Genomic DNA, 26,173 nt, shown 5'->3' with positions numbered 1-26,173 from the left:
TCTCGTCGTGAAATGATCAGTCATCATGCAGCTCTTCCAGCATCTCATCCGAGCCAGGTCGAGAGCGCATTGGTGTGCCGTCTCAATCATGCAGTTCATCGAGAATGGCATTATCGAAGTCGGCATTGGTGTAAACATTCTGCACATCGTCCAGGTCCTCGAGCCGGTCGACCAGCTTGACGATGCGCCGGCCGAGCTCGGCGTCGTCGATGCGGGTGTAATTATCGGGATACAGCCCCACGTCGCTGGCCTCGGGCGCGATGCCCGCCTCGACCAGGGCGTCCTTGACCGCGCCGAAGGTGTCGGGGGTGGTGACGACCTCCAGGCGACCGTCCTCGAGGGTCTCGATGTCCTCTGGCTCGGCGGCCAGGGTCGCCTCCATGGCCGTCTCCTCGTCGACGCCTGACGGCAGCGTCAGTCGCCCCTGCTTGTGGAACATGAAGGCCACCGAGCCGGAGGTGCCGAGGTTGCCGCCATGCTTGCCGAAGGCGTGTCGCACCTCGGAGACAGTTCGATTGCGGTTATCGGTCATGGCCTCGACCATCACCGCCACGCCTTCGGGGCCGTAGCCCTCGTAGACCACCTCCTCCATGGCATCGCCGTCGGTGTTGCCGGCGCCGCGATCCACCGCCCGCTGCACGGTGTCCTTGGGCATGTTGCTGCCGAGCGCCTTGTCCATGGCGGCGCGCAGGCGCGGGTTGTCCTCGGGATCGCCGCCGCCCTGTCGCGCGGCCACGGTCAGCTCGCGAATCAGCTTGTTGAAGATCTTGCCGCGCTTGGCGTCCTGAGCCGCCTTGCGATGCTTGATATTGGACCATTTGCTATGGCCGGCCATATTCCCTCCTTTCTTGGTGGCTCGTCAGTCGGGAAAACGCCCATGTCGCTGTACCCAGCGAGATGAGCGCCGAGGATAAGGGGGAGCGAGGTTCTTTTGACAAGGGTGAGGCGAACCTCGCCGAACGGGTTGGCCAAGGATGGCCAACACCGGTCCTGCAAGCGGTACAGGATGCACATTAGCGCGGCAGGTCAAAAGAAGCGCCCAGGGCTGGGTTTACCGCGTCCTCGCGACACCTTGTCGTCGGGAAAGCAAATCTGGGGATCGAAGCCCAGAAACGACACCGGCGCCACAAGGGGCGCCGGTGCGATCACGGGAGACTCGCCGATTATTCGGCGGCGCCTTCCGCCTTGGCCTTCTGGCGCAGGCGAATGTTGAGCTCCTTGAGCTGCTCGCCGCTGACCTCGCCCGGGGCGTCGGTCATCAGGCAGGCCGCGCTCTGGGTCTTCGGGAAGGCGATCACCTCACGGATGGTGCGGGCGCCGCTCATCAGCATCACCAGGCGGTCGAGGCCGAAGGCCAGGCCACCGTGGGGCGGCGCGCCGTACTGCAGGGCGTCGAGCAGGAAGCCGAACTTCTCGCGGGCCTCTTCCTCGCCGATGCCGAGCAGCTCAAGCACGCTCTGCTGCATAGCCTGATCGTGGATACGGATCGAGCCGCCACCCAGCTCGGTGCCGTTGAGCACCATGTCGTAGGCGCGGGACAGCGCCTCGGCCGGGTTGTTCTTGAGCGTTTCCACGTCGCAGGACGGTGCGGTGAACGGGTGGTGCAGCGCCTGCAGGCGGGCGTTGCCGTCGGCCTCGAACATCGGGAAGTCGACCACCCACAGCGGCGACCACTCGGCGGTGTAGAGCTCGAGGTCCTCACCCAGCTTGACGCGCAGCGCGCCCAGCGCCTCGTTGACGATGTTGGTCTTGTCCGCGCCGAAGAAGATGATGTCGCCGTCCTCGGCGCCGACGCGGTCCAGCAGCTGCTCGACCACGCCTTCCATGAACTTGACGATCGGCGACTGCAGGCCCTCGAGGCCCTTCGCGCGCTCGTTGACCTTGATCCAGGCCAGGCCGCGGGCGCCGTAGATGCCGACGAACTTGGTGTACTCGTCGATTTCCTTGCGCGTCAGGGTCGCGCCGCCCTTGACCTTGAGCGCGGCCACGCGGCCGTCATCGGCGTTGGCCGGGCCGGAGAAGACCTTGAAGTCCACGTCCTTCATCAGGTCGTCGACGTCGGTCAGCTCGAGCGGGATACGCAGGTCCGGCTTGTCGGAACCGAAGCGCTGCATGGCCTCGGCGTAGGGCATGCGCGGGAACTCCGGCAGCTCGACGTCCAGCACGTCCTTGAACAGGTTGCGCACCATGTTCTCGGTGATCGACATGATGTCTTCCTCCTCGACGAAGGAAGCCTCCAGATCGATCTGGGTGAACTCGGGCTGGCGGTCGGCGCGCAGGTCCTCGTCACGGAAGCACTTGGCGATCTGGTAGTAGCGATCGAAGCCGGACACCATCAGCAGCTGCTTGAACAGCTGCGGCGACTGCGGCAGCGCGAAGAAGCTGCCCGGATGGGTGCGGCTCGGCACCAGATAGTCGCGGGCGCCTTCCGGCGTGGCGCGGGTCAGGATCGGCGTCTCGATGTCGAGGAAGCCCTGCCCCTCGAGGTAGGCGCGCACGCTGTGGGAGATGCGCGAACGCAGGCGCAGCTTGTCGATCATCTCCGGACGACGCAGGTCGATGTAGCGATGCTTGAGGCGCACCTCCTCGCCGACCTTGCCGTGCTCGTCGAGCTGGAACGGCGGCGTGGCGGCGGTGTTGAGCACCTCCACGTCCTTGGCCAGCACCTCGATCAGGCCGGTGGGCATGTTCGGGTTCTGGGTGCCCTCGGGGCGCAGACGCACGCGGCCGCTGATGCGCAGCACGTATTCGCTGCGGGCGCGGTCGGCATTGGCGAAGGCCTCGGCGGTGTCGGGGTCGACCACGACCTGGGCGATACCGTCCCGGTCGCGCATGTCGAGGAAGATGACCCCGCCATGGTCACGGCGGCGATGGACCCAGCCGCACAGGGTGACCGTCTGATCCACCATGGTCTCGTTCAGCTGGCCGCTATAATGGCTGCGCATGTCGTATCCTGTTCTGTTGCGTGAAATGGTGTAAGGAGGCGACGACCGCGGTCAGGCCGCCGACCCGGACGTCTCGCCGCCGCCGGCCAGGTTCTTCTTGCTGCCGGACTTGAAGTCGGTCTCGTACCAGCCGCTGCCCGCCAGGCGGAAACCCGCCGCGGAGACCAGGCGATCGAGCTCGGCCTGTTCGCAGGCCGGGCAGTCGGTCAGCGGCGCCGCGCCGATCTTCTGCAGCTTCTCCAGGCGGTGGCCACAGGCCTTGCACTCGTATTCGTAGATGGGCATGGTTCGATATCTCCCGGTAACGACGTCCCAGAGGGCGATGCGGACCGAGCGGGCCCGCGACACGTTCTGCGATATAGGGTCGGGCGGCGAAGATTCCAACACTGGCCTGCCCTGAAAGCCCGACATTATAGCCTGCCGTCAGGCCCCAGGCCCAGCCCCGCGGTGACGTCTCTAACGACAAGGAAGACCGCCATGCATGCCGTGATTCTCGACGCCGCCAGCCTCGGCGATGATATCGATCTCACGCCGATCAGCGAGCGGGTGTCCCGCCTCGACGTCCATGCCTTCACCGAGCGCGACGAGGCCGTCGCCCGGCTCGCCGGTGCCCAGGTGGCCATCGTCAACAAGGTGGTGCTCGACGCCGACGTCCTGGCCGCCCTGCCCGACCTCAGGCTGATCTGCGTGCTGGCCACCGGCACCAACAACATCGCCATGGACGAAGCCGAGCGCCGCGGCATCGTGGTGCGCAACGTCTCCGCCTACGGCACGGCCAGCGTTGCGCAGCACACGATGATGCAGCTGCTGGCCCTGGCCGGCCGTCTGCGCCGTTATCAGCGCGACGTGGCCGAGGGCCGTTGGGGAGACAGCCCCTTCTTCTGCCTGATGGATCACACCACCCTGCAGCTCGAGGGCAAGCGGCTGGTCATCGTCGGCCAGGGCGAGCTCGGCACCCGGGTCGGCGAGCTCGCCGGTGCCTTCGGCATGGAGGTCATCTTCGCCGCGCGCCCCGGGGCCGAGCAGGATGCCCGCCCCACCCTCGCCGAGCTCGCCCCCACCGCCGATGCCATCAGCCTGCACTGCCCGCTCACCGAGGCCAGCCGGCACCTGGTCGACGCCGACCTGCTGGCGACGCTCAAGCCGTCGGCACTGCTGGTCAACTGTGCCCGCGGCGGGATGATCGACGAGATCGCGTCGCTCGAGGCCCTGCGCGAGGGCCGGCTCGGCGGTCTCGCCGTCGACGTGCTGCCCGAGGAGCCGCCGCGTGACGGTCATCCGCTGATCGATGCCCTGAGCGAGCCGCTCAACCTGATCGTGACGCCCCACAGCGCCTGGATCAGCCCCGAGGCCCGCCAGCGCATCGTCGCGCTCACCGCGGACAACCTCACGCGCCCCCTCCGAGACTGAAGACTCTTACACCGCCGGCCTTTGCTTGGCGGTTCAAGCAAGGAGGATAACGGTATAAATGTGGTATTGGGCCTCGGCCCGGCTTGCGAAGGTCGCTCTGGCCCCCGATACTCTCGCCGGTATCGTTTCCCCAAGCCCCTTCATCCGGACGACGGCATGCTGCACAACTTCGGGTCGATCAATCTCGACCATATCTATCGCGTTCCCCACCTGGTCACGCCCGGCGAAACCCTTACCAGCCACGGCTACCGCGTCGGGCTCGGCGGCAAGGGCGCCAACCAGTCGCTGGCCATGGCCCGTGCCGGCGGTCAGGTGCGCCACTGGGGCCGCCTGGGCCGGCAGGACGCCTGGGCACGCGACCTGCTCGAGGCCTCCGGGGTCGGCGTCGACAGCGTGGAACTGGTGGATGAGCCCAGCGGCCACGCCATCATCCAGGTCGACGACGCGGGCGAGAACGCCATCCTGCTCTTCCCCGGTGCCAATCACGGCTTCACCGAGGCGGCGCTGGACGCCCGTCTGGCCGAGGCCACGCCCGGCGACTGGCTGCTGGCCCAGAACGAATGCATCGCCCTGCCCTACCTGTTCAAGGCAGCGCGCGAGCGCGGGCTGCATATCGCCTTCAACCCGGCGCCGATGACCGCCGACGCCGCCGAGCTGCCGCTGGAGGCCTGCCGGCTGCTGTTCGTCAATCGCAGCGAGGCCGAGATGCTCACCGGCCTGCCCGCCGGCAGTGCCGCCTCGGCCCTGCTCGACGCCCTGGCCCAGCGCCTGCCGGCCACCGAGACCGTGCTGACCCTGGGCGGCGACGGCGCCTGGTACCAGGTCGGCGAGACGCGCCACTTCCAGCCGCCGATGCCGGTCACGCCGGTCGACACCACCGCCGCCGGCGACACCTTCATCGGCTACTATCTGGCGGCACTGCAGGAAGGCGAAGGCCCCGAGGCCTGCCTGGAACGGGCCGCCGCGGCCGCCGCCCTCGGCGTGCAGCGCTCCGGCGCGGCCGAGAGCATTCCCGAGGCCGCCGAGGTGGCTCAGTGGCAACGCCAGACTCAGACCCCGAACACTCCCTGAACCGACCGCCGAGGACGCCATGTCTGAACCGATCATCTTCGATACCGATCCGGGCGTCGACGACGCCCAGGCCATCGCCATCGCCCTGCGCCATCCCGACATCGAGCTGCTGGGCATGACCACCACCTTCGGCAACGTCGACGTGGAGACCGCCACCCACAACGCGCTGCTGCTGTCCGAGCTGGCCGGCCAGCGCATCCCGGTGGCCCAGGGCGCGGCGGTGCCGATGGTCAAGCCGCGTCATCCGGCGCCGGCGCATATCCACGGCGCCAACGGGCTCGGCGACATCGAACTGCCGGCGGTGACCGGCCAGGCCGACGCCCGCAGCGCGGCGCAGTTCATCGTCGATACCGTCAACGCCCGCCCCGGCGAGGTGTCGCTGGTGGCCGTGGGGCCGCTCGGCAACCTGGCCGCGGCGCTGCAGATCGACCCGAGCATCACCGAGCGGGTCAAGCGCGTGGTGGTGATGGGCGGCTCGATCAGGGAAGGCGGCAACGTCACCCCGGTGGCCGAGGCCAACATCTTCAACGACCCACACGCCGCCCAGCGGGTGCTGACCGCCGGCTGGCCGCTGACCCTGGTCGGCCTCGACGTCACCCATCGCTGCGTGCTGGCGCCGCAGCACATGGAACGCATCGCCGCCGGCCAAGGCACGCTGGGCGAGGTGCTGGCCGGCAGCTACGCCTTCTACCGCGAGTTCTACCAGGGCGCGCTGGGCATCGACGGCTGCTGCCCGCACGACAGCCTGGCCCTGGCCTGGCTGGTGCGTCCGGAGCTGTTCACCGTCGCCAGCGGCCATCTCAACGTGGCCACCGAAGGCCCGGCGGAGGGGCAGACCCTGTTCGCGTCCGAGGGCCGCGAGTTCATCGCCCCGCGCTGGTCGCAGACGCCGCTGGCCGACGTCTGCCTGGGGGTCGACGGCGAAGCCGTGGTCGAGTGGATCACCGAGACCCTCGCCTGATTCGCGGGCATCGCGAAGCCGTACGACACCGCCGGCCCACAGGGCCGGCGGTTTTCGTTGCGGCACCGCGTCTCGTTCGTGCCGCCGTCAGCCGGTGGTGAAGGCGCCCGGCGCCTCGCCCTCCGCCAGCGCGATCTGCTCGGACTCGACGCTTGTGACCTCGGCGTTCGGCGGCCCCTGCCACAGCCAGGCCGCCACGGCCTCGACGTCCTCCCGCGCCCCGCACAGCAGCACCTCCACGCGGCCGTCGGCCAGATTGATGGCGTAGCCGGTCACCCCGGCCTGCCTCGCGCGCTCCTGGGTGGAGCGGCGATACCAGACGCCCTGGACGCGTCCGCTGACGCGCGCCTTGATGGCATGAATCTGCATACGACGCCTCCTGTGGTGAGCGGTTGGCGATGATGATGTCCTAATCTACAGGGTGACATCGGCGTTTGCGCGGCCACAAGCCTCGCGGCGCCGCCTCGCTGCCCCGGTTTCCTCATAAGGGAGACGCCTCATGCCGGTCTTCGATCATCCCGACTTCGACCACCATCTGCAGGTCATCCACGGCTGCGACACGGCCAGCGGCCTGCGCGCCATCATCGCCATCCACGACATCACCCGCGGCCCCGCGCTGGGCGGGCTGCGCATCTATCCCTACGCCAGCGAGGCCGACGCCCTCACCGACGTGCTGCGGCTGTCCCGCGGCATGACCTACAAGTCGGCGCTGGCCGATCTGCCGCTGGGCGGCGGCAAGGCGGTGATCATTGCCGATCCACGGCGCGACAAGACGCCCGAGTTATTGCAGGCCATGGGCCGACTGATCGACTCGCTGGGCGGGCGCTACATCACCGCCGAGGACGCCGGCTCCGACGAGGCGGACATGCACGTCATCGCCGAGGCCACCGAGCACGTCGGCGGGCTCGGCCGCAACGGCGCCTCCGGCGATCCCTCGCCCTGGACCGCCCTCGGCGTCTTCCACGCCATGCAGAGCGCCGTCTACCACGGCCTCGGCCGGGCGGAATCCGAGCGCCAGTTCGACGGCCTTCGCATCGCCCTGCAGGGCGTCGGTCACGTCGGCAGCCACCTGGCCCGGCGGCTGCACGACGCCGGCGCGCGGCTGGTGCTGGCCGACATCGACCGTGACGCCGCGGCCCGGCTGGCCGGGGAACTCGACGCCGACACCGTAGCGCCCGAGGCCATCGTCGATGCCGAGGTGGACGTCTTCGCCCCCTGCGCCATGGGCGCGGCGCTGACGCCGGAGGTGGCGAGGCGCCTCAAGGCGCGGGTGGTGTGCGGTGCGGCCAACAATCAGCTGGCCAGCCCCGAGGTGGCGGACCAGCTGCTGGCCCGCGGCATTCTCTATACGCCCGACTACGTGGCCAATGCCGGCGGCGTGATCGAGATCGCCTGGCAGCGCCGCGACGACGCCCGCCCCGAGGCGGTGATGGCGCATATCGCCGGGATCGGCTCGACCCTGGACGAGATCTTCGCCAGGGCCGCGCAGGAGGGTCGCAGCCCGGCCCCGGTCGCCGACGACATGGCCCGGGAGCGCTTCGAGACCGGCGGCTGAGGCTCAGCGAGCCGAAGGGGGACGGGACTCCGAATCGCCGGTGGCGCCATCGGTGTCCTCCGTGCTCGCCTCGGCGCGGGATGATGCGCTGGCACGTTCGCCGGCGGGCGTGTCATCGGCCGCCTCGTGGGGCGACGCGTCGTCCCGGTGGCGACCGGGCCACCACCGATGGCCGTTGGTCGCGGCTTCGTCCCGGGATTCGTTCTCGACCAGCTCGTGATGCACCAGCACGGCGGTATTGCGCGGAATCACCTTGCCGCCCCGCGCCAGCAGCAGGCTCTTGGTGAAGGCGACACCGAACAGCAGGATCAGCGAGCTATAGTAGACCCACAGCAGCACGACCACCACCGAGCCCGCCGCGCCGTAGGTGGAGGCAGTGGCGGTGTAGGCCAGGTAGGTGGCGATGGCGCTGCGGCCCACGGCGAACAGCAGCGCGGTGACCACGGCCCCCACCAGCACGTCGCGCCAGCTCAGCAGCACGTCCGGCAGCACCCGGAAGATGGTCGCGAACAGGGCGCTGACCAGCGCCAGGGAGATCAGGAACTCGATGCCGGCGGTCAGGGCACCGACGAACGGCATCAGGTCATTGGCCGCGTGCAGCAGCGACTTGACCGCCACGCCCAGCACCAGCGACACCAGCAGGATGAAGCCGATGGCCAGTACCACCGTCATCGACAGGGTGCGCTTCTTCAGCAGCAGCAGCACGCTGTTGGCCTTGGGGTGAGCGGTGACGCCCCACAGGGTATTCAGCGAGTACTGCATCTGGCCGAATACGGTGGTCGCACCGACCAGCATGGCACCGATCCCCATCAGCGTCGGCCACAGCCCGGAGGCCTCGATACGCGACTGGGCCACGGCGCTCTGGATGGCCTCCGCGGCGCCGGTGCCCATGGTGCCCTCGAGCTGGGCGACGATCTGCCCCTGGGCGGCCTCCTCGCCCAGCACCACGCCGATGACGGTCACCGCGATGATGATGGTCGGCGCCAGCGAGAACAGCGTGTAGAAGGCCAGCGAGCCGGCATAGCTGAAGGCGTTGCGCTCGACCCACAGCTTGACGGCGTCGCGGGTCACGCCCCACCAGAAGAGTACGACCTGCTTGATACGGCTCCACATCACGATGTCTCCTTCACAGTCCCTTGCCGCTTCAGCATACCGGAGCCCACCGGTCGTCACGAGCATTCGCATTGCACGGCTTCATGGGGCTCACCATAATGGGCCCTTTTCACGCCGGAGCCCCGCCATGTGTCCGCCGCCGGACGCCGAGACGTCCTCTCCCGACTTCGACTGCCTGGTCTTCATCGGCCGCTTCCAGCCCCCGCACCTGGGGCATCTGGCGGTGATCCACGAGGCGCTCAAGCGGGCCCGGCAGGTGATCGTGCTGGTGGGATCCGCCTGGCAGGCACGCTCGCTTCGCAATCCCTGGCGCTTCGACGAGCGCCGCAGGATGCTGCGGAGCGCCTTCGACGCCGACGACAACGCCCGGCTCGAGATCGTGCCGCTGCTCGATGCGCTCTACAACAACGACGTCTGGGTCCGCGACGTGCAGCGCAAGGTCCGCGACATCGCCGCGCCGAGCCATGCCCGCCTGCCGCGCATCGGCCTGATCGGCGCCAGCCGGGGCCAGTCCAGCTACTACCTGTCGCTCTTCCCCCAGTGGGAATCGGTCAGCGTGCCGATGGTCGAGGGCATCTCGGCGAGCCAGATCCGCGAGCGGCTGTTTCGCTCGTCGATCGCCGCGGCAGACTACGCCAGCGCGGGCGCCTCGCATGATCTGCCGCCGGGCGTGGTGAACAGCCTCAAGGGGTTCCTCGAGACCGAAGCCTTCGAGCAGCTGGTGGAAGAACAGGGGCTGCTGGAGCAGTACCGCCAGGCCTGGGCCCAGGCGCCCTACCCGCCGGTGTTCGTCACCGCCTGCGCGGTGGTGGTCCAGTCGGGGCACGTGCTGCTGGTCAAGCGCACCGCGGCGCCCGGCAAGGGGCTCTATGCCCTGCCCGGCGGCTTCATCAGTCCTCAGGAGCGACTGCTGGATGCCTGCCTGCGCGAGCTGCGCGAACGGGTACGGCTCAAGGTGCCGGAGCCGGTGCTGAAGGGTTCACTGCGCGGGCAGCGGCTGTTCGACGAGCCGCATCGCAGCTGGCGGGGACGCACCCTGGCGGAAGCCTTCTACTTCGCCCTGCGCCCGGAACAGCAGCTGCCGCAGCTCAAGCCGGTCAAGGGCGGCGACCACGCCCGCTGGGTGCCGCTGGCCGACCTCGAACCCGACGCGCTGTTCGAGGATCACTTCTTCATCATCCAGAACTTCCTGGGCCTGCCCGCCGACTTCGGCGGGCCCTGACAGGCGCCGGCGACTCCCTGTCACCCCAGCAGTGATGCTGGAACGCTAACAAAGTCGAGATTTCCGTCACGAGCTATCGAGCGCAGCAGGAAATCCCGCCTTTTTCAGGCCTGGAGGAAATCCCGCGGCAGCTTCATCATCTGCCGCCACAGCTTCTCCACCCCCGGCTTGTGCACCAGCGAACAGCGATAGAGGCGGATCTCCAGCGGCACGTCATAGTTCTCGGGCCCCGCCCGCACCAGGCGCCCGCTGTTGAGCTCCTCGCGGATGCAGAAGTCGGGAATCCAGGCCATGCCCACGCCCTGCAGCACCATGCCCTTGAGGCCCTCGGCCATGGCCGTCTCGTAGACCACCCGCAGCCGCATGCGCAGCGGGTCGTTCTTGAGCAGCATGCGCACGCTGCGGCCGAGGAAGGCGCCCTGGGTGTAGGCGAGATACGGCACCTCCTGGCGCCCTTCCAGCGAGAAACGCGGCTTGCCCGCCTCGTCGGGCAGGCTCACCGGCACCATCTTGACCTGACCGATCGAGAACGACGGGAAGACCTCGGCATCGAGCTGCATGGTGGCGTAGGGATCGTAGTAGGCCAGCATCAGGTCGCAGTTGCCCTCCCGCAGCACGTGGATGGCGTCCCCCACGTTCATGGCGACCAGCCGCGTCGGCAGCTCGCCCACGCCCTTCTGCAGGCGCGAGATCCAGGGCGGAAAGAAGCTCAGCGCCAGGGAGTGGGCGGCGACGATGTCGAGCGCCTCGTTGGCCATCGACAGTCCACGCAGGTGCCCGAGGCTCTCGTTGAGCTGCTCGACCATGTTGCGCGCGGTGACCAGGAACAGCTGACCCTGGGGAGTGAGATCGACCGGCGTGGTGGAACGATCGACCAGGGTCACGCCGACGGCCTGCTCCAGGGAGCGGATGCGGCGACTGAAGGCCGGCTGCGTGACATGACGCTGGCGGGCCGAGGCGGAAAAGCTGCGGGTATTGGCCAGGGCAACGAAGTCCTCCAGCCACTTGGTCTCGAGATTCACCACGACTCCGAACGGAATGCATGAAGGCCGCTAATGTACCCCAGCCGGCCTGACGACCCAAGGCGATTCGCCGCTTTCCGCGTTCACTGCACCGGCGCGAACAGGTAGGCGCCCCGGGAGACCAACTTCTTCCATAGCGGGCGCGAGCGGATCTCCTCCAGCGAGACCTCGCGGCAGTTGGCGAAATCCCGCTCCAGCATGGTTTCCACTTCCGTGGCGAAGCCCTGATCCGGCACGAAGGCGGTGACCTCGAAGTTGAGCCGGAACGAGCGATTGTCGAGATTGACCGTGCCGACGCAGGCCGCGGCCTGGTCGATCAGGATCACCTTCTGGTGCAGGAAACCCGGCTGGTAGCGGTAGACCCTGACCCCGGCGCGCAGCATGTCCGGCAGGAAGGAGAAGGCCGACAGGAATACCAGCAGGTGATCGGGCCGCTCGGGCATCATGATGCGCACGTCCACCCCACGCATGGCCGCCAGGCGCAGGGCGTCCTGTACGCTGTGATCGGGCACGAAGTAGGGACTGGTGATCCACAGTCGCTCGTGGGCCCGATGGATGGCGTGCTGCACCAGCAGGCTGGCGGTCTCCTGGGGGTCCGCCGGCCCCGAGGGCACGATGACCACGTTACGACACGCCTGACCGCTCTCGCGCGGCACCCAGTCCAGGCGGATCACCTCGCCGGTGGCCCAGTGCCAGTCTTCCCAGAAGGCCTCCTGCAGGCCGAGCACGCTAGGCCCGACCAGCTTGAGATGGGTATCGCGCCAATGGCCGTGGCGGGCATGCTGGCCCAGGTACTCGACGCCGACGTTGTGCCCCCCGATCCAGCCCTGATAGCCGTCGACCACCACGATCTTGCGATGGTTACGGAAGTTGAGCTGGAAGCGATGACGCAGCCCACGTGACGAATGGAAGGCGCTGACCTCGATACCGGCTTCCCTCAGCGCCTTGAGGTAGCGCTCCGGCAGCGCGTGGCTGCCGATTTCGTCGTACAGGAAACGCACCCAGACGCCCCGCTCCGCCGCCGCCCGCAGATGCTCGCTGAGCCGATGACCCAGGTCATCGTCGCGGACGATGAAGAACTGGATCAGGATATAGTCCTCGGCGGCATCGATCCCGTCGAACAGGCTGTCGAAGGTGGCCGTACCATCGATCAGCAGCTCGGCGTCGTTGCCCCGGGTCATCGGCATCATCGCCAGCTTCTCCACGGCCCGCACGTCGGCCTCACGGGCGCCGGCCAGATAGGGCGCGACCCGCTCGCGATAGCCTTCCAGCACGCGGCGCAGCACGGTATCGCGCTCGCCCCTCGCGGAGACGTAGCCGTAGAAGCGCGGGCGCCCGAACACCCAGTAGGCCGGCACCGCCAGATAGGGCACCGTGACCAGCGACAGGATCCAGGCGATCGCCCCCTGGGAGGTGCGCGCCGACATCAGCGCCTTCACCGCCGACAGCATGCCGAGCAGATGAAGGGCGAGGATCAGCAGGCCGAACAGCCATGACGTCATGAGCAGACTCCCTTTCCGTGGGATGTGCGCGAGGGTCCCCAGCATACGCAAAACGACGACGGCCCCGCCAGATGGCGGGGCCGTCGATTCTCACGCTGGCGTCGGGGATCAGACGCGCTCGGCGATGATCTCCTTCCACTTGGCCGGACCGGTCTGGTGGACCGAGGTGCCCGCGCTGTCCACGGCCACGGTCACCGGCATGTCTTCCACCTCGAACTCGTAGATGGCTTCCATGCCCAGGTCCTCGAAGCCGACCACGCGGGCCTGCTTGATGGCCTGGGCCACCAGGTAGGCAGAACCGCCCACCGCCATCAGGTAGACGGCCTGGTTGTCGCGGATCGCCTCGATAGCCGCCTCGCCCCGCTCGGCCTTGCCGACCATGCCCTGCAGGCCGGTCTGTTCGAGCATGGTGCGAGTGAACTTGTCCATGCGGGTCGCGGTGGTGGGGCCGGCCGGACCGACCACCTCGTCGCCGACCGGATCGACGGGCCCGACGTAGTAGATGAAGCGGCCCTTGAGGTCCACCGGCAGGGTCTCGCCCCTGGCCAGCATGTCGACCATGCGCTTGTGGGCGGCATCGCGGCCGGTCAGCAGCTTGCCGTTGAGCAGCAGGGTGTCGCCGGGCTGCCAGCTCTGCACCTCTTCCGGAGTGATCGCGTCGAGGTTGACGCGCTTGACGTTGTCGCCCGCCTCGCGGGTGATCTCCGGCCAGTCCTCGAGCTTCGGCGCCGGCAGCGCCGCCGGGCCCGTGCCATCCAGCGTGAAGTGGGCGTGACGGGTGGCCGCGCAGTTGGGGATGATCGCCACCGGCTTGTTGGCCGCGTGGGTCGGGTAGTCCTTGACCTTGATGTCGAGCACCGTGGTCAGGCCACCCAGGCCCTGGGCGCCGATGCCGGTCTGGTTGACCTTGTCGTAGAGTTCGAGGCGCAGCTCCTCGGCGCGATCGGATGCCCCCCGGGCCTGCAGGTCCTGGATGTCGATCGGGTCGAGCAGCGACTCCTTGGCCAGCTCCATGGCCTTCTCGGCGGTACCGCCGATGCCGATGCCGAGCATGCCGGGCGGGCACCAGCCGGCGCCCATCTTGGGCAGCTGCTCGAGCACCCAGTCCACCACACTGTCGGAGGGGTTGAGCATGGCGAACTTGGACTTGGCCTCGCTGCCGCCGCCCTTGGCCGCCACGTGCACCTCGACTTTATCACCGGGCACCAGCTTGTGGTGGATGATCGCCGGGGTGTTGTCCTTGGTGTTCTGACGCTTGCCGTCCGGGTCGGCCAGCACCGAGGCGCGCAGGATGTTGTCGGGCAGCTTGTAGGCGCGGCGCACACCCTCGTTGACCATGTCGTCGAGACTCATGTCGGTCTCGAAGCGCACGTTCATGCCGACGTGGACGAAGACGGTGACGATGCCGGTGTCCTGACAGATCGGCCGATGGCCGGTGGCGCACATCCGCGAGTTGATCAGGATCTGGGCGATGGCGTCCTTGGCCGCGGGGTTCTCCTCGCGCTCGTAGGCCGCCGCCATGGCGTCGATGAAGTCCTTGGGATGGTAGTAGGAGATGTACTGCAGGGCATCGGCGACGCTCTGGATGAGGTCATCCTGGCGGATCACGGTCATGGGCAAGACGCTCCATTGGTGGGTCGACACGCCCGCTTCTCAAGACAGATGCCGGACTCAACGCTGATCCGACAGATGCCTGCGGCCTGAAACCGGTGGCGGGCTCGAACGGGGCGACATTATATCGCACTTGCCTTCCAGCGGCAGCGCCACCGAGGTTAGCGAGGTAAGCAAGATGCAAGATAACGGTATACTTTTCCAACGAGAGCCTTGTAGGGCTCAGTCCGGCTGGCAGGACGGGCAGCGATAGAGCCGCCGCGAGGCCACGCTGAGCTTCTCGATCGGCCGCCCGCAGCGATGGCAAGGCAGGCCCTCACGCTCGAAGGCGGCGAAGCGCCTGCGCCCCTCGCGCCGGTCGGCGGCGGCCCAGTCGTCGCGGTTGGTCACCCCGCCGGTCTCGTAGGAGCGCCGCGTCAGGGCCAGCATCTGCCCGGCAAGCTCGCGACGCTCGTCGTCGCTCAGGTTGACCGGCCGGGCCCGATGGGAGAGCGCGGCGAAGAACAGGATCTCCGAGCGCAGGTAGTTGCCGAGCCCCGCGACCAGCGACTGGTCCAGCAGCAGGCCGCCCAGGCGGCGCCCGCGCCAGCGCGGGTCCATCAGCCGCTCGACGAGGGTGTCGACCGTGACCTCATGGGTCAGCAGATCGGGACCGAGCCGCGACAGGAAGGGATGCTCGTGCAGGCGCCCGGCTTCCCACAGCGACACATCGGAGGCGCTGTAGAGGCTCGCCATGCGATCCCCGGCGGTCAGGCGCACGCGCAGCGAGCGCCGGGTGTCGGGCTCGCGCTCGGCGTCGTGGAGCTTCCACACACCATAGAGCTGGTTGTGGGAATAGAGCACCCGACCGTCGTCGAAGCGGGTCAACAGCGCCTTGCCCCAGCTGTCGACCGCCCTCACCTCGCGGCCGATCAGCGATCCTGACTGGCCCGCCAGCTCGGGAAACGCGAACCAGGCGTCGTCGAGACGACGCCCGGCGAGGTGGTCGTGCAGCGCATCCGCCGCACGACGAATCTCGGGGCCTTCCGGCATGCTTTATCCTTGCTGATACCGTCCCTGCTCAACCGCCGGTGACTAGCCCACGGCCAGCTGGCGCTCCTTGAGCTCCAGCAGCCGGTCGCGCAGCCGCGCGGCCTCCTCGAACTCGAGGTTCTGGGCCGCCTCGGACATGGCGTCCTCCAGCCGGGTGATCTCCTTCGCCAGCTCGGCCGGCCCCAGGTCGTTCGGATCGTAGACCGTCGAGCCCTCGGCCACCTTGCGCTCGCTCTTGCGGCCCTTGCCCTTGCGCCCCGGGGCCTCGGCGGCCTCGAGGATGTCGGCCACCGAGCGATGCACCGTCTCCGGCACGATGCCGTGCTCCTCGTTGTGGGCGATCTGCTTGCCCCGACGACGCTCGGTCTCGTCCATGGCGCGGCGCATGGAATCGGTGATGCGGTCGGCGTAGAGCACCGCCTTGCCGTGGGCGTTGCGTGCCGCCCGACCGATGGTCTGGATCAGCGAGCGCTCGTTGCGCAGGAAGCCTTCCTTGTCGGCGTCGAGGATCGCCACCAGCGACACCTCGGGAATGTCGAGGCCCTCGCGCAGCAGGTTGATGCCGACCAGCACGTCGAACTTGCCGAGGCGCAGGTCGCGGATGATCTCGACCCGCTCCACGGTGTCGATGTCGGAGTGCAGGTAGCGCACCCGCACGTCGTGCTCGTCGAGGTACTCGGTGAGGTCCTCGGCCATGCGCTTGGTCAGGGTGGTGACCAGCACGCGCTCCTCCACCGCGGTGCGCTCGCGGATCTCGGACAGCAGGTCATCGACCTGGGTGGAGGCCGGGCGTACCTCGAGCTCGGGGTCGAGCAGCCCGGTGGGCCGCACCACCTGCTCGACCACCTGACCGGCGTGCTCGGCCTCGTAGGGGCCGGGCGTGGCCGAGACGAAGACCGTCTGCGGGCTGATCCGCTCCCACTCCTCGAACTTCATCGGGCGGTTGTCCAGCGCCGAGGGCAGCCGGAAGCCATACTCGACCAGGGTCTCCTTGCGCGAGCGGTCGCCCTTGTACATGCCGCCCACCTGGGGAACGCTGACGTGGGACTCGTCGATGAACAGCAGCGCGTCGCTGGGCAGGTAGTCGAAGAAGGTCGGCGGCGCCTGGCCCGGCTCGCGGCCCGAGAGATAGCGCGAGTAGTTCTCGATGCCGTTGCAGTAGCCGAGCTCGAGCATCATCTCGATGTCATAGAGGGTGCGCTGCTCGAGGCGCTGGGCCTCCACCAGCTTGTCGTGCTGGCGCATGAAGGCCAGCCGCTCCGCGAGCTCCTCCTTGATGCGGTCGATAGCGCCCATGATGGTCTCGCGGGGCGTGACGTAGTGCGACTTCGGGTAGATCGTCATGCGCGGGACCTTGCCGCGCACCTCGCCGGTCAGCGGGTCGAACAGGCTGATGCCGTCGATCTCGTCGTCGAACAGCTCCACCCGCACCGCCTCGTCCTCGGCGTCGGCCGGGAAGATGTCGATCACGTCGCCGCGCACCCGGTAGGTGCCGCGCTTGAAGTCCAGGTCGTTGCGGGTGTACTGCAGCTCCGCCAGGCGGCGCAGGAAGGCCCGCTGGTCGATCAGCTCGCCGCGATTGAAGTGCAGGCGCATCTTCAGGTACTGATCGGGATCGCCGAGGCCGTAGATGGCCGACACCGAGACCACGATCAGGGCGTCGCGACGCTCGAGCAGCGCCTTGGTCGCCGACAGTCGCATCTGCTCGATGTGGTCGTTGATCGAGGCGTCCTTCTCGATGAAGGTGTCCGAGGACGGCACGTAGGCCTCGGGCTGGTAGTAGTCGTAGTAGGAGACGAAGTATTCCACGGCGTTGTCGGGGAAGAACGACTTGAACTCGCCGTAGAGCTGCGCCGCCAGCGTCTTGTTGGGCGCCATGACGATGGTCGGACGCTGCAGGCGCTCGACCACGTTGGCCATGGTGTAGGTCTTGCCCGAACCGGTCACGCCGAGCAGCGTCTGGTGGGCAAGCCCCGCATCGAGCCCGTTGACCAGGCCCTGGATGGCCGTGGGCTGGTCGCCGGCGGGCCGGTACTTGGACTCGAGTCGGAATGCCTTGCTCATCGGGTCTCCTGGTCTGGTGACGACGGGTCACATGAATCTGGGGGCTCAGTCGCACTGCCGGGTGGTGATCTCCACCGTGGCGGCGGTCATCAGGCGGTGGATCGGGCACTTGTCGCTGATTTCCTCGAGCCGCGCCCGCTGGGCGTCGTCGAGATCGCCACGGAAGGCCATGACGACCTCCAGACGATAGACGCCGTGGCGCTCCTCGCGTTCATCGCGATTGACCGTCACCTCGACGCCCTCCAGCGGCCATTCCTTGCGCCGCGCGTACATCTGGGCGGTGATCGCCTTGCAGGCGCCCAGCGAGAGGTCGAAGTAGTCGTGAGGATCGGGCGCGCTGCCCTCGCCGCCGAAGGCCTCGGGGACGTCGACGAACAGGTCCTCCGCGCCCTCGAGCTCGACCCGCTGACGGAGCACGCGATCGCGCTGGCTGGTGACACGGATCGGCGGCTTCATCACGACACCTCGATGCCGAGCCCCAGCTTCTTCACGGCCTGAATCAGCGCCTCGCGGCGCGCCCGGCCGTCGACCTCCGCCCCGTGACGGCCGACCTCGACACTCTCGACGCCGTCGAGCATCATCAGGGCGGTGGTGATGCGATTGACCTGATCGGCGTTCTCGACGCCCTTGAAGGTAAGGCTCTGCTGGGCCATGGGCTGGCTCTCCGGTCGGCTGGATGGGAATGGCACGAGTCTAGCATGCCGCCTCGGGGCCCGGCAGCGGTTGCAATGCCGCCCCGACGCCCTCATCTCGGGGGATCAAAGGCCTAAGGAAAGAGACGAGGAAGACCCCACATGATTGATTGGCTCGACCGCCTCGGCGGCCGCCGGGAAGACGACACGCGCCTCGTCTTCGACACGCCGGACCAGGCCCATCTGGCCATGGACGCCACCGTGATGACGCCGCTGGTCCACCTAGGCATCCTCGATGTCAGCGGCGCCGACGCCGAACGCTTCCTGCAGGGCCAGACCAGCGCCCAGGTGTCGCTGGCCGACGGCACCTTCGCGCCGCTTACCAGCTTCTGCACGCCCAAGGGGCGGATGCTGGCCAACGCCCAGCTGTGGCGCGTGGCCGAAGGACACTACCGGCTGCTGATGCATCGCAGCCTGGTGGCCCGCCTGCACGACCATCTCAAGAAGTTCGCGCCCTTCTACAAGGCCGAGCTTGCGGTCCGCGACGACCTGGCGCTGATCGGGCTGATCGGCCGCGAGGCGCCGGCGGTGGCCGAGGCGCGCCTGGACATGCGACCGCCCACGGCCTGGCATCAGGCCAACGGCGACGATCTTCAGCTGCTCGCCCATCCCGGGCCGCGCCCCCGCCTGCTGGCCTGCCTGCCCGCCGAGCGCGCCGAGGCCGTCTGGCAGTCGCTGGCCGATCAGGCCACCCCGGTCGACAACGCCATCTGGCGCCTGCACGACATCCAGGCCGGGCTGGCCTGGCTGAACGCCGACCAGGCCGACGCCCATCTGCCGCAGATGCTCAACTGGGAGGCCCTCGGCGGCATCAGCTTCAAGAAGGGCTGCTATACCGGCCAGGAAGTCGTGGCCCGCGCGCACTTCCGCGGTCAGGTGAAGAAGCGCCTGGTGCGCGGTCAGCTCGAGGGCGAGCGACTGCCCTCCGAGGGCAGCGCGGTGGAGGATGCCAACGGCAAGAGCCTGGGGGAGGTACTGTGCGCCGAGCTCGACGCCTACGGCCAGCCAGAGGTGCTCGCGGTGATGAGCACCAAGGAAGCCCCCGAACCGCTCAGCGTCGACGGCCAGCAGTTCAAGCGCCTGCAGCTGCCCTACCCGCTCGAACGTCTGGATCCGGAGAGCCTGGCCGCCAGGGCCTGAGCGAACGCCTCACGCACACACCGGCAGGCCGAACAGCCGCCGGGCGGTGGCGGTGCTGTCCGCCGCCACGCGCTCGGCGGACTGCACCCGCAGCGCGGCCACCCGGCGACACACCTCACTCACCCTGGCCGGCTCGTTGCGCTCCCCCTGATGACCGGCCGGTGGCATGTCCGGGCTGTCGGTCTCCAGCACGTAGCCATCGTCCGGCAGTGCCACCACGCTGCGCTGCAGGCGTCTCGCCCGCTCGTGGGTCAGCGCCCCGCCGAGCCCCACCGCGAAGCCGAGATCGAGAAACGCCTTCGCCTGCTGCGGCGAGCCGGCGAAGGCATGGATCAGCCCGCCGGCCTCGGGCGCCAGCTGACGCAGCCGCTTGGCCAGCCGGTCGTTGGCCCGCACGCAGTGGATCACCAGCGGCAGGTGGCGCTCCCTGGCGAGGCGGACCTGGGCGTCGAACAGCGCCCACTGGGCGTCCAGGGTGTCGGCGAAGCGCGCATCGATGCCGCACTCGCCCAGCGCCACCGCCTCGGGATGCGCGTCCAGCGCCGCCGCCAGGGCATCGATATCGCCCTCGCGGTGATCCTGCATGAAGTAAGGATGCAGCCCCAGGCAGACGCTGATGTCATGCCGTGCTCCCAGCGCCAGCACCCGTGGCCAGTCGCGACGCCGGGTGCCCGGCACCACGAAGTGCTCGACGCCCGCCGCATGGGCACGCGCCAGCACCGCCTCGCGGTCGGCGTCGAAGTCGGGAAAGTCCAGATGGCAGTGGGCGTCGATGAGCATGGGCTCAAGCTACAAGCTACAAGCTGCAAGCTGCAAGCTGCAAGCTGCAAGCTGCAAGCTGCAAGCTGCAAGCTGCAAGCTGCAAGCTGCAAGCTGCAAGCTGCAAGTCAGCAGCATGACACCGCCCGAAGCAAAAGAACCCCCCGAAGGCTCAACCTTCGGGGGTTTCTTGTCGCTCGGCGCTTGGCGCTTGTAGCTCCGGGCGCAGCCCGGTTCAGTGCTCGCGGGTCGGGCTGAAGCGAACGTCCGGCCAGCGCTCCTGGGTCATCTGCAGGTTGACCCGGGTCGGTGCGATATAGGTCAGGTAGCCACCGCCGTCGATGGCGAGGTTCTGGCTGGCCTTGCGCTTGAACTCCTCGAGCATCTTGGCGTCGTCGCAGTAGACCCAGCGGGCGGTCTGGACGTTGATGCCCTCGTAGATGCAGTCGACCTTGTACTCTTCCTTGAGGCGATGGGCGACCACGTCGAACTGCAGGGTGCCCACGGCGCCGAGGATCAGGTCGTTGTTGTCCATCGGCATGAACACCTGGGTGGCGCCCTCCTCGGACAGCTGCTGCAGGCCCTTCTGCAGCGCCTTCATCTTCAGCGGATCCTTGAGGCGCACGCGCTTGAAGAGCTCCGGGGCGAAGTGCGGGATGCCGGTGAATCGCATGTCCTCGCCCTGGGTGAAGGTGTCACCGATCTGGATGGTGCCGTGGTTGTGCAGGCCGATGATATCACCCGGCCAGGCCTCCTCGACATGGGAACGATCCGAGGCCATGAAGGTCAGGGCGTCGGCGATCTTGACGTCCTTGCCGATGCGCGTGTGGCGCATCTTCATGTTCTTCTCGTACTTGCCCGAGCAGACCCGCAGGAAGGCGATCCGATCGCGGTGGTTCGGGTCCATGTTGGCCTGGATCTTGAACACGAAGCCGGTGAACTTGCCGTCCTCGGACTCCACCGTGCGCAGGTTGGTCTCCCGCGACTGGGGCGCCGGCGCATATTCGACGAAGCCGTCCAGCATCTCGCGCACGCCGAAGTTGCCCATGGCGGTACCGAAGTACACCGGGGTCAGCTCGCCGCGACGATAGGCCTCGAGATCGAACTCGTGGGAGGCGCCACGCACCAGCTCCACCTCCATGCGCAGTTCCTCGGCGGCGTCCTCGCCCAGGATCTCGTCGACCTCGGGGCTGTCGAGGCCCTCGATGCGCTTGTCCTCGGGGATCCGGTTGCCCTGGCCCTGGGTGTAGAGATGGATCACGTCGTTGTAGAGGTGATAGACGCCCCTGAAGTGACGGCCCATGCCGATCGGCCAGGTCATGGGCGCGCACTGGATGTTGAGCACCTTCTCGACCTCGTCCATCACCTCGATGGGATCGCGGATGTCGCGGTCCATCTTGTTGATGAAGGTCAGGATCGGCGTGGTGCGCAGCCGGCAGACCTCCATCAGCTTGATGGTACGGTCCTCGACGCCCTTGGCGCCGTCGATCACCATCAGCGCCGAGTCCACCGCGGTCAGGGTGCGGTAGGTGTCCTCGGAGAAGTCCTCGTGGCCCGGGGTATCGAGCAGGTTGACGATACGCCCGCCGTAGGGGAACTGCATCACGGAGGTGGTCACCGAGATGCCGCGCTCCTGCTCCATCTTCATCCAGTCGGAGGTGGCATGGCGATCGTCGCGCTTGCTCTTCACCGAGCCCGCCATCTGGATGGCGTTTCCGAACAACAGCATCTTCTCGGTGATGGTGGTCTTACCGGCGTCCGGGTGCGAGATGATCGCGAAGGTGCGGCGCAGCGCGGCTTCTTGGGCGATAGGGTCGGTCGACATTGAGGCTCGTTGCTGATCTGTGCTCACCCGCGGACTCGGGCGTCCGAAGACCGCGGGCGATGATGGGTGTGAGAAATGCGGAGATTGTACCGCCAGGCCCGCCCGCTGTCTCGACAGCATGACGTCGGGCAGGCACTCGGCGGCGGGGCGATGGCTTACAAGGATGTCTGAGATCGCCGACAAGGCGCTGGCGCGCCGGCAGACTACTATCAGCGCTGACATCACCTAATAGAGAACAATCAAATGGACGATATCACGCTGATGCCTGAACCTCGCGGGGGATGGCTCATGATGTGTCCCTGCGGAGCCAGTGAGATTCGCCCATCGACGATGGACACCTGGCACGAATTCGGCGTTACCGCGGTCGAGGATCGCACCTACCTGCTGGTCTGCGGCCAGTGCCAGCAGCGCACCGTCTATCGACAGCCGGCGCCGGCCCAGGAGGACGACCGCTAGCCGGCCCCCTACACCACTGCTCCGAGCGCATCGCCCAGCGCCTCGATGATGAACGCCTTCACCTGCGGATCATCGGGCTCGGCCACTTCCACCGCCAGCAGGCGCATGGCCAGGATGTCGCTGCCGCGACTGACATCGTAGAGCGGATAACAGCGCGCGCCGGACTGCAGCATCAAAAAGAGCCCCTGCCGGGGGGCCCAGCCGACGCCGCGCAGCGGCTCACGGCGCGGGACGACGAAGACCACCTCGGGCGCCGCGCCGCCACGCTGGTGCAGTCGATGAAGGGGACGCCGCTCGACCTCGACATGACACATGTGACCGCCTCCGCGCTGACCGCTGGGACCTAAACAATAGTCCAAAGGAGGGAGGCCGGAGGCTCATGTGCGGATGAAAGTTTTGCGTCCTCGGCGTTGTCGAACAGCGGTCGATCTCCGACTCGGCGCTCAGTCCGCCCTCCCTCGCCTTCCTCCCTCAGACCTCCTCGTCCAGGCTCTCGGCCAGCGCCCGCTGCCAGCGGGGATCGCGCTCGCCGCAGGCGATGAAGGCCGGATTGAGCAGCGAGGCCTGTCGATTGCAGCGCAGCGGCGTCAGGGTCCGGGCATCCAGCACCTCGCCCCCGGCGGCGGTCACCACCGCCTGCGCCGCCGCCGTGTCCCACTCGCTGGTCGGCCCGAAGCGCGGATAGAGATCGGCGACGCCCTCGGCCACCAGGCACAGCTTCAGCGAACTGCCTCGCGAGACGAGTTCGTGCCGCGGCAGGCGTTCCAGAAAGCCCGCCAAGGCCGACAAGCCATGGGAGCGGCTGCCCATGACGTGCCAGGGCTCGCGGTCCGGATCCGGCAGCGTGCGCACGCCGATCGTCCGGGTCTCGCCGGCCTCGCGCCGCCAGGCGCCTTCCCCCAGCTGGCCGAACCAGCTCACGCCGAGCGTCGGCGCATGCACGATGCCGAAGGTCGGCACGCCGTCCTCGATCAGCGCCACGTTGAGCGTGAAGTCGCCGCTGCGCCGGATGAATTCCTTGGTGCCGTCCAGCGGATCGACCAGCCAGTAGCGTCGCCAGGTGCGGCGCGTGTCGTAGGATACGGCCTCCGACTCCTCGGAGAGCACCGGCAACGTCGGCGTCACCTCGCCGAGCAGCTCGACCAGCGCATGATGGGCGCAGAGATCGGCCTCGGTGACCGGGCTGTCGTCGGCCTTGATCGCCACGTCGAAGGGCCGCCGATAGATCGCCATCACCGCCTCGCCCGCCGCCTCGACGCCCGCCAGCAGACGCTCGCGCGCCTCGGGCGTGACGAAACCTATCCCCTCACCGGCACCGGACCTCACCATGGCAGGCGCTCGCCGTTGCAGTGCCAGAAGCCGCCGCTCGTCTCCAGCGTCAGTGCCTCGATGCGCTGGGCCAGCCCCGTGGCGGCCTCCTCGGGGTCGATCAGCCCGCCGAAGTTGACCATCCGCGTCTGCACATAGCCCGGATGCAGCTGGGCCACGGCGATGCCGCGCGGCGCCAGGTCCACCGCCAGCGACTTGCCGAAGGCGTTCAGTGCCGCCTTGGAGGCGCGATACCCGTAGCGTCCGCCGGAATCATTGTCGGCGATCGAGCCCATGCGGCTGGTGATGTTGGCGATCTTCGCCCCCTCGCCCAGGCACGGCAGCAGCGCCTCGACCACCCGCAGCGGCGCATAGGCGTTGATCTCCATCTGGGCACGGATCACATCGAAGTCGATCTCGCCCAGCACCTCGTCGTGCAGCATCCCGGCATTGTTGACCAGCAGCGCCAGCGACTGGCCCTCGAGCTCGGCCGCCAGGCGCGCGACGTCTTCCTCTCGCGTCACGTCGATGCCCTCGATGACGCGAGCCGCCACCTCGGCCAGCTCGAAGGACGCCTCCCGGCAGACGCCGATCACGGCCCAACCCGCCTCGTGATAATGACGCGCCAGCGCCAGCCCGACGCCGCGATTGGCGCCGGTGATCAGTACGGTGGATGTCATGTCGCCTCCTTGGATATTCAAAACACTAATGTGCAGAAAATTGCTCAGAAATTGTCGAAGCCGTTTTTTTTGAGAAGCACAGTTCTCAAAAAAAGCCTCCCTGCTCTATCCTGAGTAGCATATTGCTCAAAACAGATGCCTCTCATGCAGCTGACGATACAGATCCACCACCAGGCACGCTGGCAGGACGCCGCGCTGCTCGAGATTCCTGCGCCAGAACAGGGAACGCGTGGCCCCGCCAGGCTGGGATACTTCCAGGACTATGCCCTGGCATGGATGTTCCACGACGACGAACATGCGTGCAGTCTGACCCTGCCCGTCGAATTGATGATGACCCACCGCGGCAATCGCTGGTTCGGCTTTCTCGAGGACATCATGCCGGCCGGTGCCAGCCGCCGCTACTGGATCGACCATCTGGGCCTGCAGGATCTCGACGCCGGCCAGCAGGACAGCGAACTGCTCCGTCGCGGCACCATCGCACCGGTGGGCAATCTGCGCATCCGCGAGGCACTGCCCGAGCGCCCGCCCGGGGATGCACTGGCGTCCCTGCGCTTTCCGCTGGAAGACGTGCTGGAGCGCCACACCGACTTCCTCGAATACGCCCAGCAGATGGGCGCCGCCAGCGGCGGCGCCACGGGTGCCGGTGGCGAGGCACCCAAGCTGCTGATACGTCGCACCCCGGAGCGTCAGGTGTGGATCGATACCTGGCAGGACGACACCACCACGCCCGACGCCCATTACCTGGTCAAGTTTCCCCGCGGGAGCCGCAGCGACGACGACTGCGACATCCTGCGCGCCGAATATCACTATTACCGCGAGCTGCATGCCCTCGGCGTGGATACCGTGCCGCTCGAGGGCCTGGAGCTCCACGAGGGCACGCGCTATCCCTCTCTCTGGCTGCCGCGCTTCGACGTCGAATGGCGCCAGGGCCAGCTCCACCGCCACGGCCTGGAATCGGTGTACGCGCTGCTCGGCGCCGCACCGGGCACCCATCTGCGACATCCCAAGGTCATTCGCCGACTGGTGACGCTGCTGAAGGGCCAGCATCGGGTGCGCGAGGGTAACGAGCCCTTCGATACGGCCGCCTTCGTCGTCGAATGGGTCACGCGGGACCTGCTCAATCTGGCCTTCGGCAATTCTGACAACCACGGTCGCAATGCCGCCCTGCTCAAGCGCCCCGAAGGCATATGGCACGCGCCGGTCTATGACTTCGCTCCCATGAAGGCCGATCCCGAGGGCGTGACCCGGACGACACAGTGGGGCCCGGAATTCGAACGAGGCGGAGACGTCGACTGGCCGGCGGTCGCCGAGCACCTGGCGGATCTGGTCGAGCCGGAGCGCCTGATGGGTGAGCTGCGAGCCCTTGGCGAGCGCCTGACGGGCCTTCGCGATCGACTGGCGGATCGCGGCGTGCCGTCGCGCATCCTGGACATGTCGGCGGTGGGGCTGAACCATCTCGACGATCGCCTGACGCGCTGGGGGCTGACATGAAGCCACAGGCCCGAACTCCCGAAGCGCGCCAGGCGGCGCTGCTCGAACAGCTGCGGCTGCTGATGCGCGGCGAGACCACCGAAGGCCGCGTGCTGCGAACGCTGCGTCGCGAGGTCCTGGGCCTGACCCAGACGGCCTATGCCGAGCTGGTCGGCGTCAGCCGCCGCACCCTGTCAGACATCGAGCGGGATGCCGGCAACGCCTCCATGGCCAGCCTCGACCGGGCCTTCCGTCCGCTGGGGCTCAGGGTCGGCCTGATGCCGCGACAGCCCGAACTGCTGGCCGAACTGCTCGACGACGAGTCATGACCGAAC

At 67.9% G+C, this 26,173-nt stretch carries 26 protein-coding genes; 9 read left to right on the top strand and 17 right to left on the bottom strand.

Annotated elements, in window-relative coordinates:
• Nucleotides 1-82: 82 nt before the first annotated feature.
• The 3 genes from ACGTNF_RS03195 to ACGTNF_RS03185 form a co-directional block, all read right to left on the bottom strand.
• Nucleotides 83-835, bottom strand: a complete 753-nt coding sequence (locus ACGTNF_RS03195; protein ID WP_394600397.1) for a YebC/PmpR family DNA-binding transcriptional regulator — start codon at nt 833-835, stop codon at nt 83-85.
• A gap of 328 nt (nt 836-1,163) precedes the next feature.
• Nucleotides 1,164-2,945, bottom strand: coding sequence for an aspartate--tRNA ligase (gene aspS / locus ACGTNF_RS03190; RefSeq protein ID WP_394600396.1), 1,782 nt, complete (start codon nt 2,943-2,945; stop codon nt 1,164-1,166).
• Nucleotides 2,946-2,996: 51 nt separating this feature from the next.
• Complete coding sequence (locus ACGTNF_RS03185; protein WP_394600395.1) at nt 2,997-3,230, bottom strand: FmdB family zinc ribbon protein; 234 nt, start codon at nt 3,228-3,230, stop codon at nt 2,997-2,999.
• 192 nt (nt 3,231-3,422) lie between these two features.
• Here ACGTNF_RS03185 and ACGTNF_RS03180 point away from each other — a divergent pair, with 192 nt between their 5' ends.
• The 3 genes from ACGTNF_RS03180 to ACGTNF_RS03170 all read left to right on the top strand — a co-directional run bounded on the left by ACGTNF_RS03180 (nt 3,423) and on the right by ACGTNF_RS03170 (nt 6,387).
• On the top strand, nt 3,423-4,355 hold the full coding sequence (locus tag ACGTNF_RS03180; RefSeq protein ID WP_394600394.1) for a D-2-hydroxyacid dehydrogenase: 933 nt from the start codon (nt 3,423-3,425) through the stop codon (nt 4,353-4,355).
• A 156-nt stretch (nt 4,356-4,511) separates the two neighbouring features.
• On the top strand, nt 4,512-5,426 hold the full coding sequence (locus ACGTNF_RS03175; RefSeq protein ID WP_046078710.1) for a ribokinase: 915 nt from the start codon (nt 4,512-4,514) through the stop codon (nt 5,424-5,426).
• 19 nt (nt 5,427-5,445) lie between these two features.
• Nucleotides 5,446-6,387, top strand: coding sequence for a nucleoside hydrolase (locus tag ACGTNF_RS03170; RefSeq protein WP_394600393.1), 942 nt, complete (start codon nt 5,446-5,448; stop codon nt 6,385-6,387).
• Nucleotides 6,388-6,474: 87 nt separating this feature from the next.
• Here ACGTNF_RS03170 and ACGTNF_RS03165 read toward each other — a convergent pair whose 3' ends face one another.
• Nucleotides 6,475-6,756: an acylphosphatase gene (locus tag ACGTNF_RS03165; RefSeq protein ID WP_394600392.1), complete on the bottom strand. Its 282-nt coding sequence runs from the start codon at nt 6,754-6,756 to the stop codon at nt 6,475-6,477.
• A 130-nt stretch (nt 6,757-6,886) separates the two neighbouring features.
• Here ACGTNF_RS03165 and ACGTNF_RS03160 point away from each other — a divergent pair, with 130 nt between their 5' ends.
• On the top strand, nt 6,887-7,942 hold the full coding sequence (locus tag ACGTNF_RS03160; protein WP_394600391.1) for a Glu/Leu/Phe/Val family dehydrogenase: 1,056 nt from the start codon (nt 6,887-6,889) through the stop codon (nt 7,940-7,942).
• 3 nt (nt 7,943-7,945) lie between these two features.
• On the opposite strand, the gene ACGTNF_RS03155 is transcribed toward ACGTNF_RS03160, so the two are convergent.
• Complete coding sequence (locus tag ACGTNF_RS03155; protein WP_394600390.1) at nt 7,946-9,055, bottom strand: YihY/virulence factor BrkB family protein; 1,110 nt, start codon at nt 9,053-9,055, stop codon at nt 7,946-7,948.
• 127 nt (nt 9,056-9,182) lie between these two features.
• On the opposite strand from ACGTNF_RS03155, the gene ACGTNF_RS03150 reads away from it, so the two are divergent.
• Nucleotides 9,183-10,277 (top strand): bifunctional nicotinamide-nucleotide adenylyltransferase/Nudix hydroxylase, encoded by a 1,095-nt coding sequence (locus ACGTNF_RS03150; protein WP_394600389.1) that lies wholly within the window; start codon nt 9,183-9,185, stop codon nt 10,275-10,277.
• Nucleotides 10,278-10,381: 104 nt separating this feature from the next.
• Here ACGTNF_RS03150 and ACGTNF_RS03145 read toward each other — a convergent pair whose 3' ends face one another.
• The 7 genes from ACGTNF_RS03145 to ACGTNF_RS03115 form a co-directional block, all read right to left on the bottom strand.
• Nucleotides 10,382-11,299, bottom strand: coding sequence for a LysR substrate-binding domain-containing protein (locus tag ACGTNF_RS03145; protein WP_016854876.1), 918 nt, complete (start codon nt 11,297-11,299; stop codon nt 10,382-10,384).
• Nucleotides 11,300-11,382: 83 nt separating this feature from the next.
• A complete protein-coding gene (gene cls / locus ACGTNF_RS03140; RefSeq protein WP_394600388.1) occupies nt 11,383-12,801 on the bottom strand; it encodes a cardiolipin synthase in 1,419 nt (472 codons plus the stop codon).
• 108 nt (nt 12,802-12,909) lie between these two features.
• A complete protein-coding gene (locus tag ACGTNF_RS03135) occupies nt 12,910-14,415 on the bottom strand; it encodes a fumarate hydratase (protein ID WP_394600387.1) in 1,506 nt (501 codons plus the stop codon).
• Between the two features lie 219 nt (nt 14,416-14,634).
• Entirely contained in the window at nt 14,635-15,444 is an 810-nt protein-coding gene (gene nei / locus ACGTNF_RS03130; RefSeq protein WP_394600386.1) for an endonuclease VIII, read from the bottom strand.
• Between the two features lie 42 nt (nt 15,445-15,486).
• Nucleotides 15,487-17,508 (bottom strand): excinuclease ABC subunit UvrB, encoded by a 2,022-nt coding sequence (gene uvrB, locus ACGTNF_RS03125; protein WP_394600385.1) that lies wholly within the window; start codon nt 17,506-17,508, stop codon nt 15,487-15,489.
• 45 nt (nt 17,509-17,553) lie between these two features.
• Nucleotides 17,554-17,964 (bottom strand): OsmC family protein, encoded by a 411-nt coding sequence (locus ACGTNF_RS03120; RefSeq protein WP_394600384.1) that lies wholly within the window; start codon nt 17,962-17,964, stop codon nt 17,554-17,556.
• Nucleotides 17,964-18,161 carry a hypothetical protein gene (locus ACGTNF_RS03115; RefSeq protein ID WP_016854870.1) on the bottom strand — a complete coding sequence of 66 codons (198 nt, stop codon included), beginning with the start codon at nt 18,159-18,161 and terminating at the stop codon, nt 17,964-17,966. Before ACGTNF_RS03115 ends, ACGTNF_RS03120 begins: the two co-directional genes overlap by 1 nt.
• Before the next feature lie 141 nt (nt 18,162-18,302).
• Here ACGTNF_RS03115 and ygfZ point away from each other — a divergent pair, with 141 nt between their 5' ends.
• Entirely contained in the window at nt 18,303-19,340 is a 1,038-nt protein-coding gene (gene ygfZ / locus ACGTNF_RS03110; protein ID WP_394600383.1) for a CAF17-like 4Fe-4S cluster assembly/insertion protein YgfZ, read from the top strand.
• 9 nt (nt 19,341-19,349) lie between these two features.
• On the opposite strand, the gene ACGTNF_RS03105 is transcribed toward ygfZ, so the two are convergent.
• Entirely contained in the window at nt 19,350-20,120 is a 771-nt protein-coding gene (locus ACGTNF_RS03105) for a TatD family hydrolase (RefSeq protein ID WP_394600382.1), read from the bottom strand.
• Between the two features lie 214 nt (nt 20,121-20,334).
• Complete coding sequence (prfC, locus tag ACGTNF_RS03100; RefSeq protein ID WP_394600381.1) at nt 20,335-21,924, bottom strand: peptide chain release factor 3; 1,590 nt, start codon at nt 21,922-21,924, stop codon at nt 20,335-20,337.
• Between the two features lie 330 nt (nt 21,925-22,254).
• On the opposite strand from prfC, the gene ACGTNF_RS03095 reads away from it, so the two are divergent.
• The gene (locus ACGTNF_RS03095; protein WP_016854866.1) at nt 22,255-22,380 is read left to right on the top strand and encodes a hypothetical protein; all 126 of its coding nucleotides are present in this window, start codon (nt 22,255-22,257) and stop codon (nt 22,378-22,380) included.
• 8 nt (nt 22,381-22,388) lie between these two features.
• Here ACGTNF_RS03095 and ACGTNF_RS03090 read toward each other — a convergent pair whose 3' ends face one another.
• The 3 genes from ACGTNF_RS03090 to ACGTNF_RS03080 form a co-directional block, all read right to left on the bottom strand.
• Nucleotides 22,389-22,694: a hypothetical protein gene (locus ACGTNF_RS03090; RefSeq protein WP_394600380.1), complete on the bottom strand. Its 306-nt coding sequence runs from the start codon at nt 22,692-22,694 to the stop codon at nt 22,389-22,391.
• 157 nt (nt 22,695-22,851) lie between these two features.
• Nucleotides 22,852-23,709 (bottom strand): 3'(2'),5'-bisphosphate nucleotidase CysQ, encoded by an 858-nt coding sequence (gene cysQ / locus ACGTNF_RS03085; protein ID WP_394600379.1) that lies wholly within the window; start codon nt 23,707-23,709, stop codon nt 22,852-22,854.
• Nucleotides 23,703-24,368: an SDR family oxidoreductase gene (locus ACGTNF_RS03080; protein WP_394600378.1), complete on the bottom strand. Its 666-nt coding sequence runs from the start codon at nt 24,366-24,368 to the stop codon at nt 23,703-23,705. The genes cysQ and ACGTNF_RS03080 overlap by 7 nt, the downstream gene beginning before the upstream one ends.
• 144 nt (nt 24,369-24,512) lie before the next feature.
• Between ACGTNF_RS03080 and ACGTNF_RS03075 the strand changes: the two genes are divergently transcribed.
• Entirely contained in the window at nt 24,513-25,859 is a 1,347-nt protein-coding gene (locus tag ACGTNF_RS03075) for a type II toxin-antitoxin system HipA family toxin (RefSeq protein ID WP_394600377.1), read from the top strand.
• Nucleotides 25,856-26,167, top strand: coding sequence for a helix-turn-helix transcriptional regulator (locus ACGTNF_RS03070; protein ID WP_394600376.1), 312 nt, complete (start codon nt 25,856-25,858; stop codon nt 26,165-26,167). Before ACGTNF_RS03075 ends, ACGTNF_RS03070 begins: the two co-directional genes overlap by 4 nt.
• The last annotated feature ends 6 nt before the right edge of the window (nt 26,168-26,173 follow it).

It is taken from the genome of Halomonas sp. B23F22_10 (assembly GCF_043496975.1).
GTDB classification, from domain to species: Bacteria; Pseudomonadota; Gammaproteobacteria; order Pseudomonadales; family Halomonadaceae; genus Halomonas; species Halomonas smyrnensis.
Note: the sequence above shows the minus strand (reverse complement) of the source record. Positions and strands in the feature narration are given on the sequence as shown.

What these genes read in the sequence shown, in the direction of transcription:
- ACGTNF_RS03135 (WP_394600387.1), bottom strand. Translation starts at nt 14,415, where the DNA reads ATGACCGTGATCCGCCAGGATGACCTCATCCAGAGCGTCGCCGATGCC.
- cls (WP_394600388.1), bottom strand. Translation starts at nt 12,801, where the DNA reads ATGACGTCATGGCTGTTCGGCCTGCTGATCCTCGCCCTTCATCTGCTC.
- cysQ (WP_394600379.1), bottom strand. Translation starts at nt 23,709, where the DNA reads ATGGTGAGGTCCGGTGCCGGTGAGGGGATAGGTTTCGTCACGCCCGAG.
- ACGTNF_RS03075 (WP_394600377.1), top strand. Translation starts at nt 24,513, where the DNA reads ATGCAGCTGACGATACAGATCCACCACCAGGCACGCTGGCAGGACGCC.
- ACGTNF_RS03080 (WP_394600378.1), bottom strand. Translation starts at nt 24,368, where the DNA reads ATGACATCCACCGTACTGATCACCGGCGCCAATCGCGGCGTCGGGCTG.
- ACGTNF_RS03150 (WP_394600389.1), top strand. Translation starts at nt 9,183, where the DNA reads ATGTGTCCGCCGCCGGACGCCGAGACGTCCTCTCCCGACTTCGACTGC.
- ACGTNF_RS03195 (WP_394600397.1), bottom strand. Translation starts at nt 835, where the DNA reads ATGGCCGGCCATAGCAAATGGTCCAATATCAAGCATCGCAAGGCGGCT.
- prfC (WP_394600381.1), bottom strand. Translation starts at nt 21,924, where the DNA reads ATGTCGACCGACCCTATCGCCCAAGAAGCCGCGCTGCGCCGCACCTTC.
- ACGTNF_RS03180 (WP_394600394.1), top strand. Translation starts at nt 3,423, where the DNA reads ATGCATGCCGTGATTCTCGACGCCGCCAGCCTCGGCGATGATATCGAT.
- ACGTNF_RS03105 (WP_394600382.1), bottom strand. Translation starts at nt 20,120, where the DNA reads ATGCTCATCGACGCCCACTGCCATCTGGACTTTCCCGACTTCGACGCC.
- ACGTNF_RS03170 (WP_394600393.1), top strand. Translation starts at nt 5,446, where the DNA reads ATGTCTGAACCGATCATCTTCGATACCGATCCGGGCGTCGACGACGCC.
- ygfZ (WP_394600383.1), top strand. Translation starts at nt 18,303, where the DNA reads ATGATTGATTGGCTCGACCGCCTCGGCGGCCGCCGGGAAGACGACACG.
- ACGTNF_RS03115 (WP_016854870.1), bottom strand. Translation starts at nt 18,161, where the DNA reads ATGGCCCAGCAGAGCCTTACCTTCAAGGGCGTCGAGAACGCCGATCAG.
- ACGTNF_RS03120 (WP_394600384.1), bottom strand. Translation starts at nt 17,964, where the DNA reads ATGAAGCCGCCGATCCGTGTCACCAGCCAGCGCGATCGCGTGCTCCGT.
- ACGTNF_RS03090 (WP_394600380.1), bottom strand. Translation starts at nt 22,694, where the DNA reads ATGTGTCATGTCGAGGTCGAGCGGCGTCCCCTTCATCGACTGCACCAG.
- ACGTNF_RS03070 (WP_394600376.1), top strand. Translation starts at nt 25,856, where the DNA reads ATGAAGCCACAGGCCCGAACTCCCGAAGCGCGCCAGGCGGCGCTGCTC.
- ACGTNF_RS03175 (WP_046078710.1), top strand. Translation starts at nt 4,512, where the DNA reads ATGCTGCACAACTTCGGGTCGATCAATCTCGACCATATCTATCGCGTT.
- ACGTNF_RS03155 (WP_394600390.1), bottom strand. Translation starts at nt 9,055, where the DNA reads ATGTGGAGCCGTATCAAGCAGGTCGTACTCTTCTGGTGGGGCGTGACC.
- aspS (WP_394600396.1), bottom strand. Translation starts at nt 2,945, where the DNA reads ATGCGCAGCCATTATAGCGGCCAGCTGAACGAGACCATGGTGGATCAG.
- ACGTNF_RS03095 (WP_016854866.1), top strand. Translation starts at nt 22,255, where the DNA reads ATGGACACCTGGCACGAATTCGGCGTTACCGCGGTCGAGGATCGCACC.
- ACGTNF_RS03185 (WP_394600395.1), bottom strand. Translation starts at nt 3,230, where the DNA reads ATGCCCATCTACGAATACGAGTGCAAGGCCTGTGGCCACCGCCTGGAG.
- nei (WP_394600386.1), bottom strand. Translation starts at nt 15,444, where the DNA reads ATGCCGGAAGGCCCCGAGATTCGTCGTGCGGCGGATGCGCTGCACGAC.
- ACGTNF_RS03160 (WP_394600391.1), top strand. Translation starts at nt 6,887, where the DNA reads ATGCCGGTCTTCGATCATCCCGACTTCGACCACCATCTGCAGGTCATC.
- uvrB (WP_394600385.1), bottom strand. Translation starts at nt 17,508, where the DNA reads ATGAGCAAGGCATTCCGACTCGAGTCCAAGTACCGGCCCGCCGGCGAC.
- ACGTNF_RS03165 (WP_394600392.1), bottom strand. Translation starts at nt 6,756, where the DNA reads ATGCAGATTCATGCCATCAAGGCGCGCGTCAGCGGACGCGTCCAGGGC.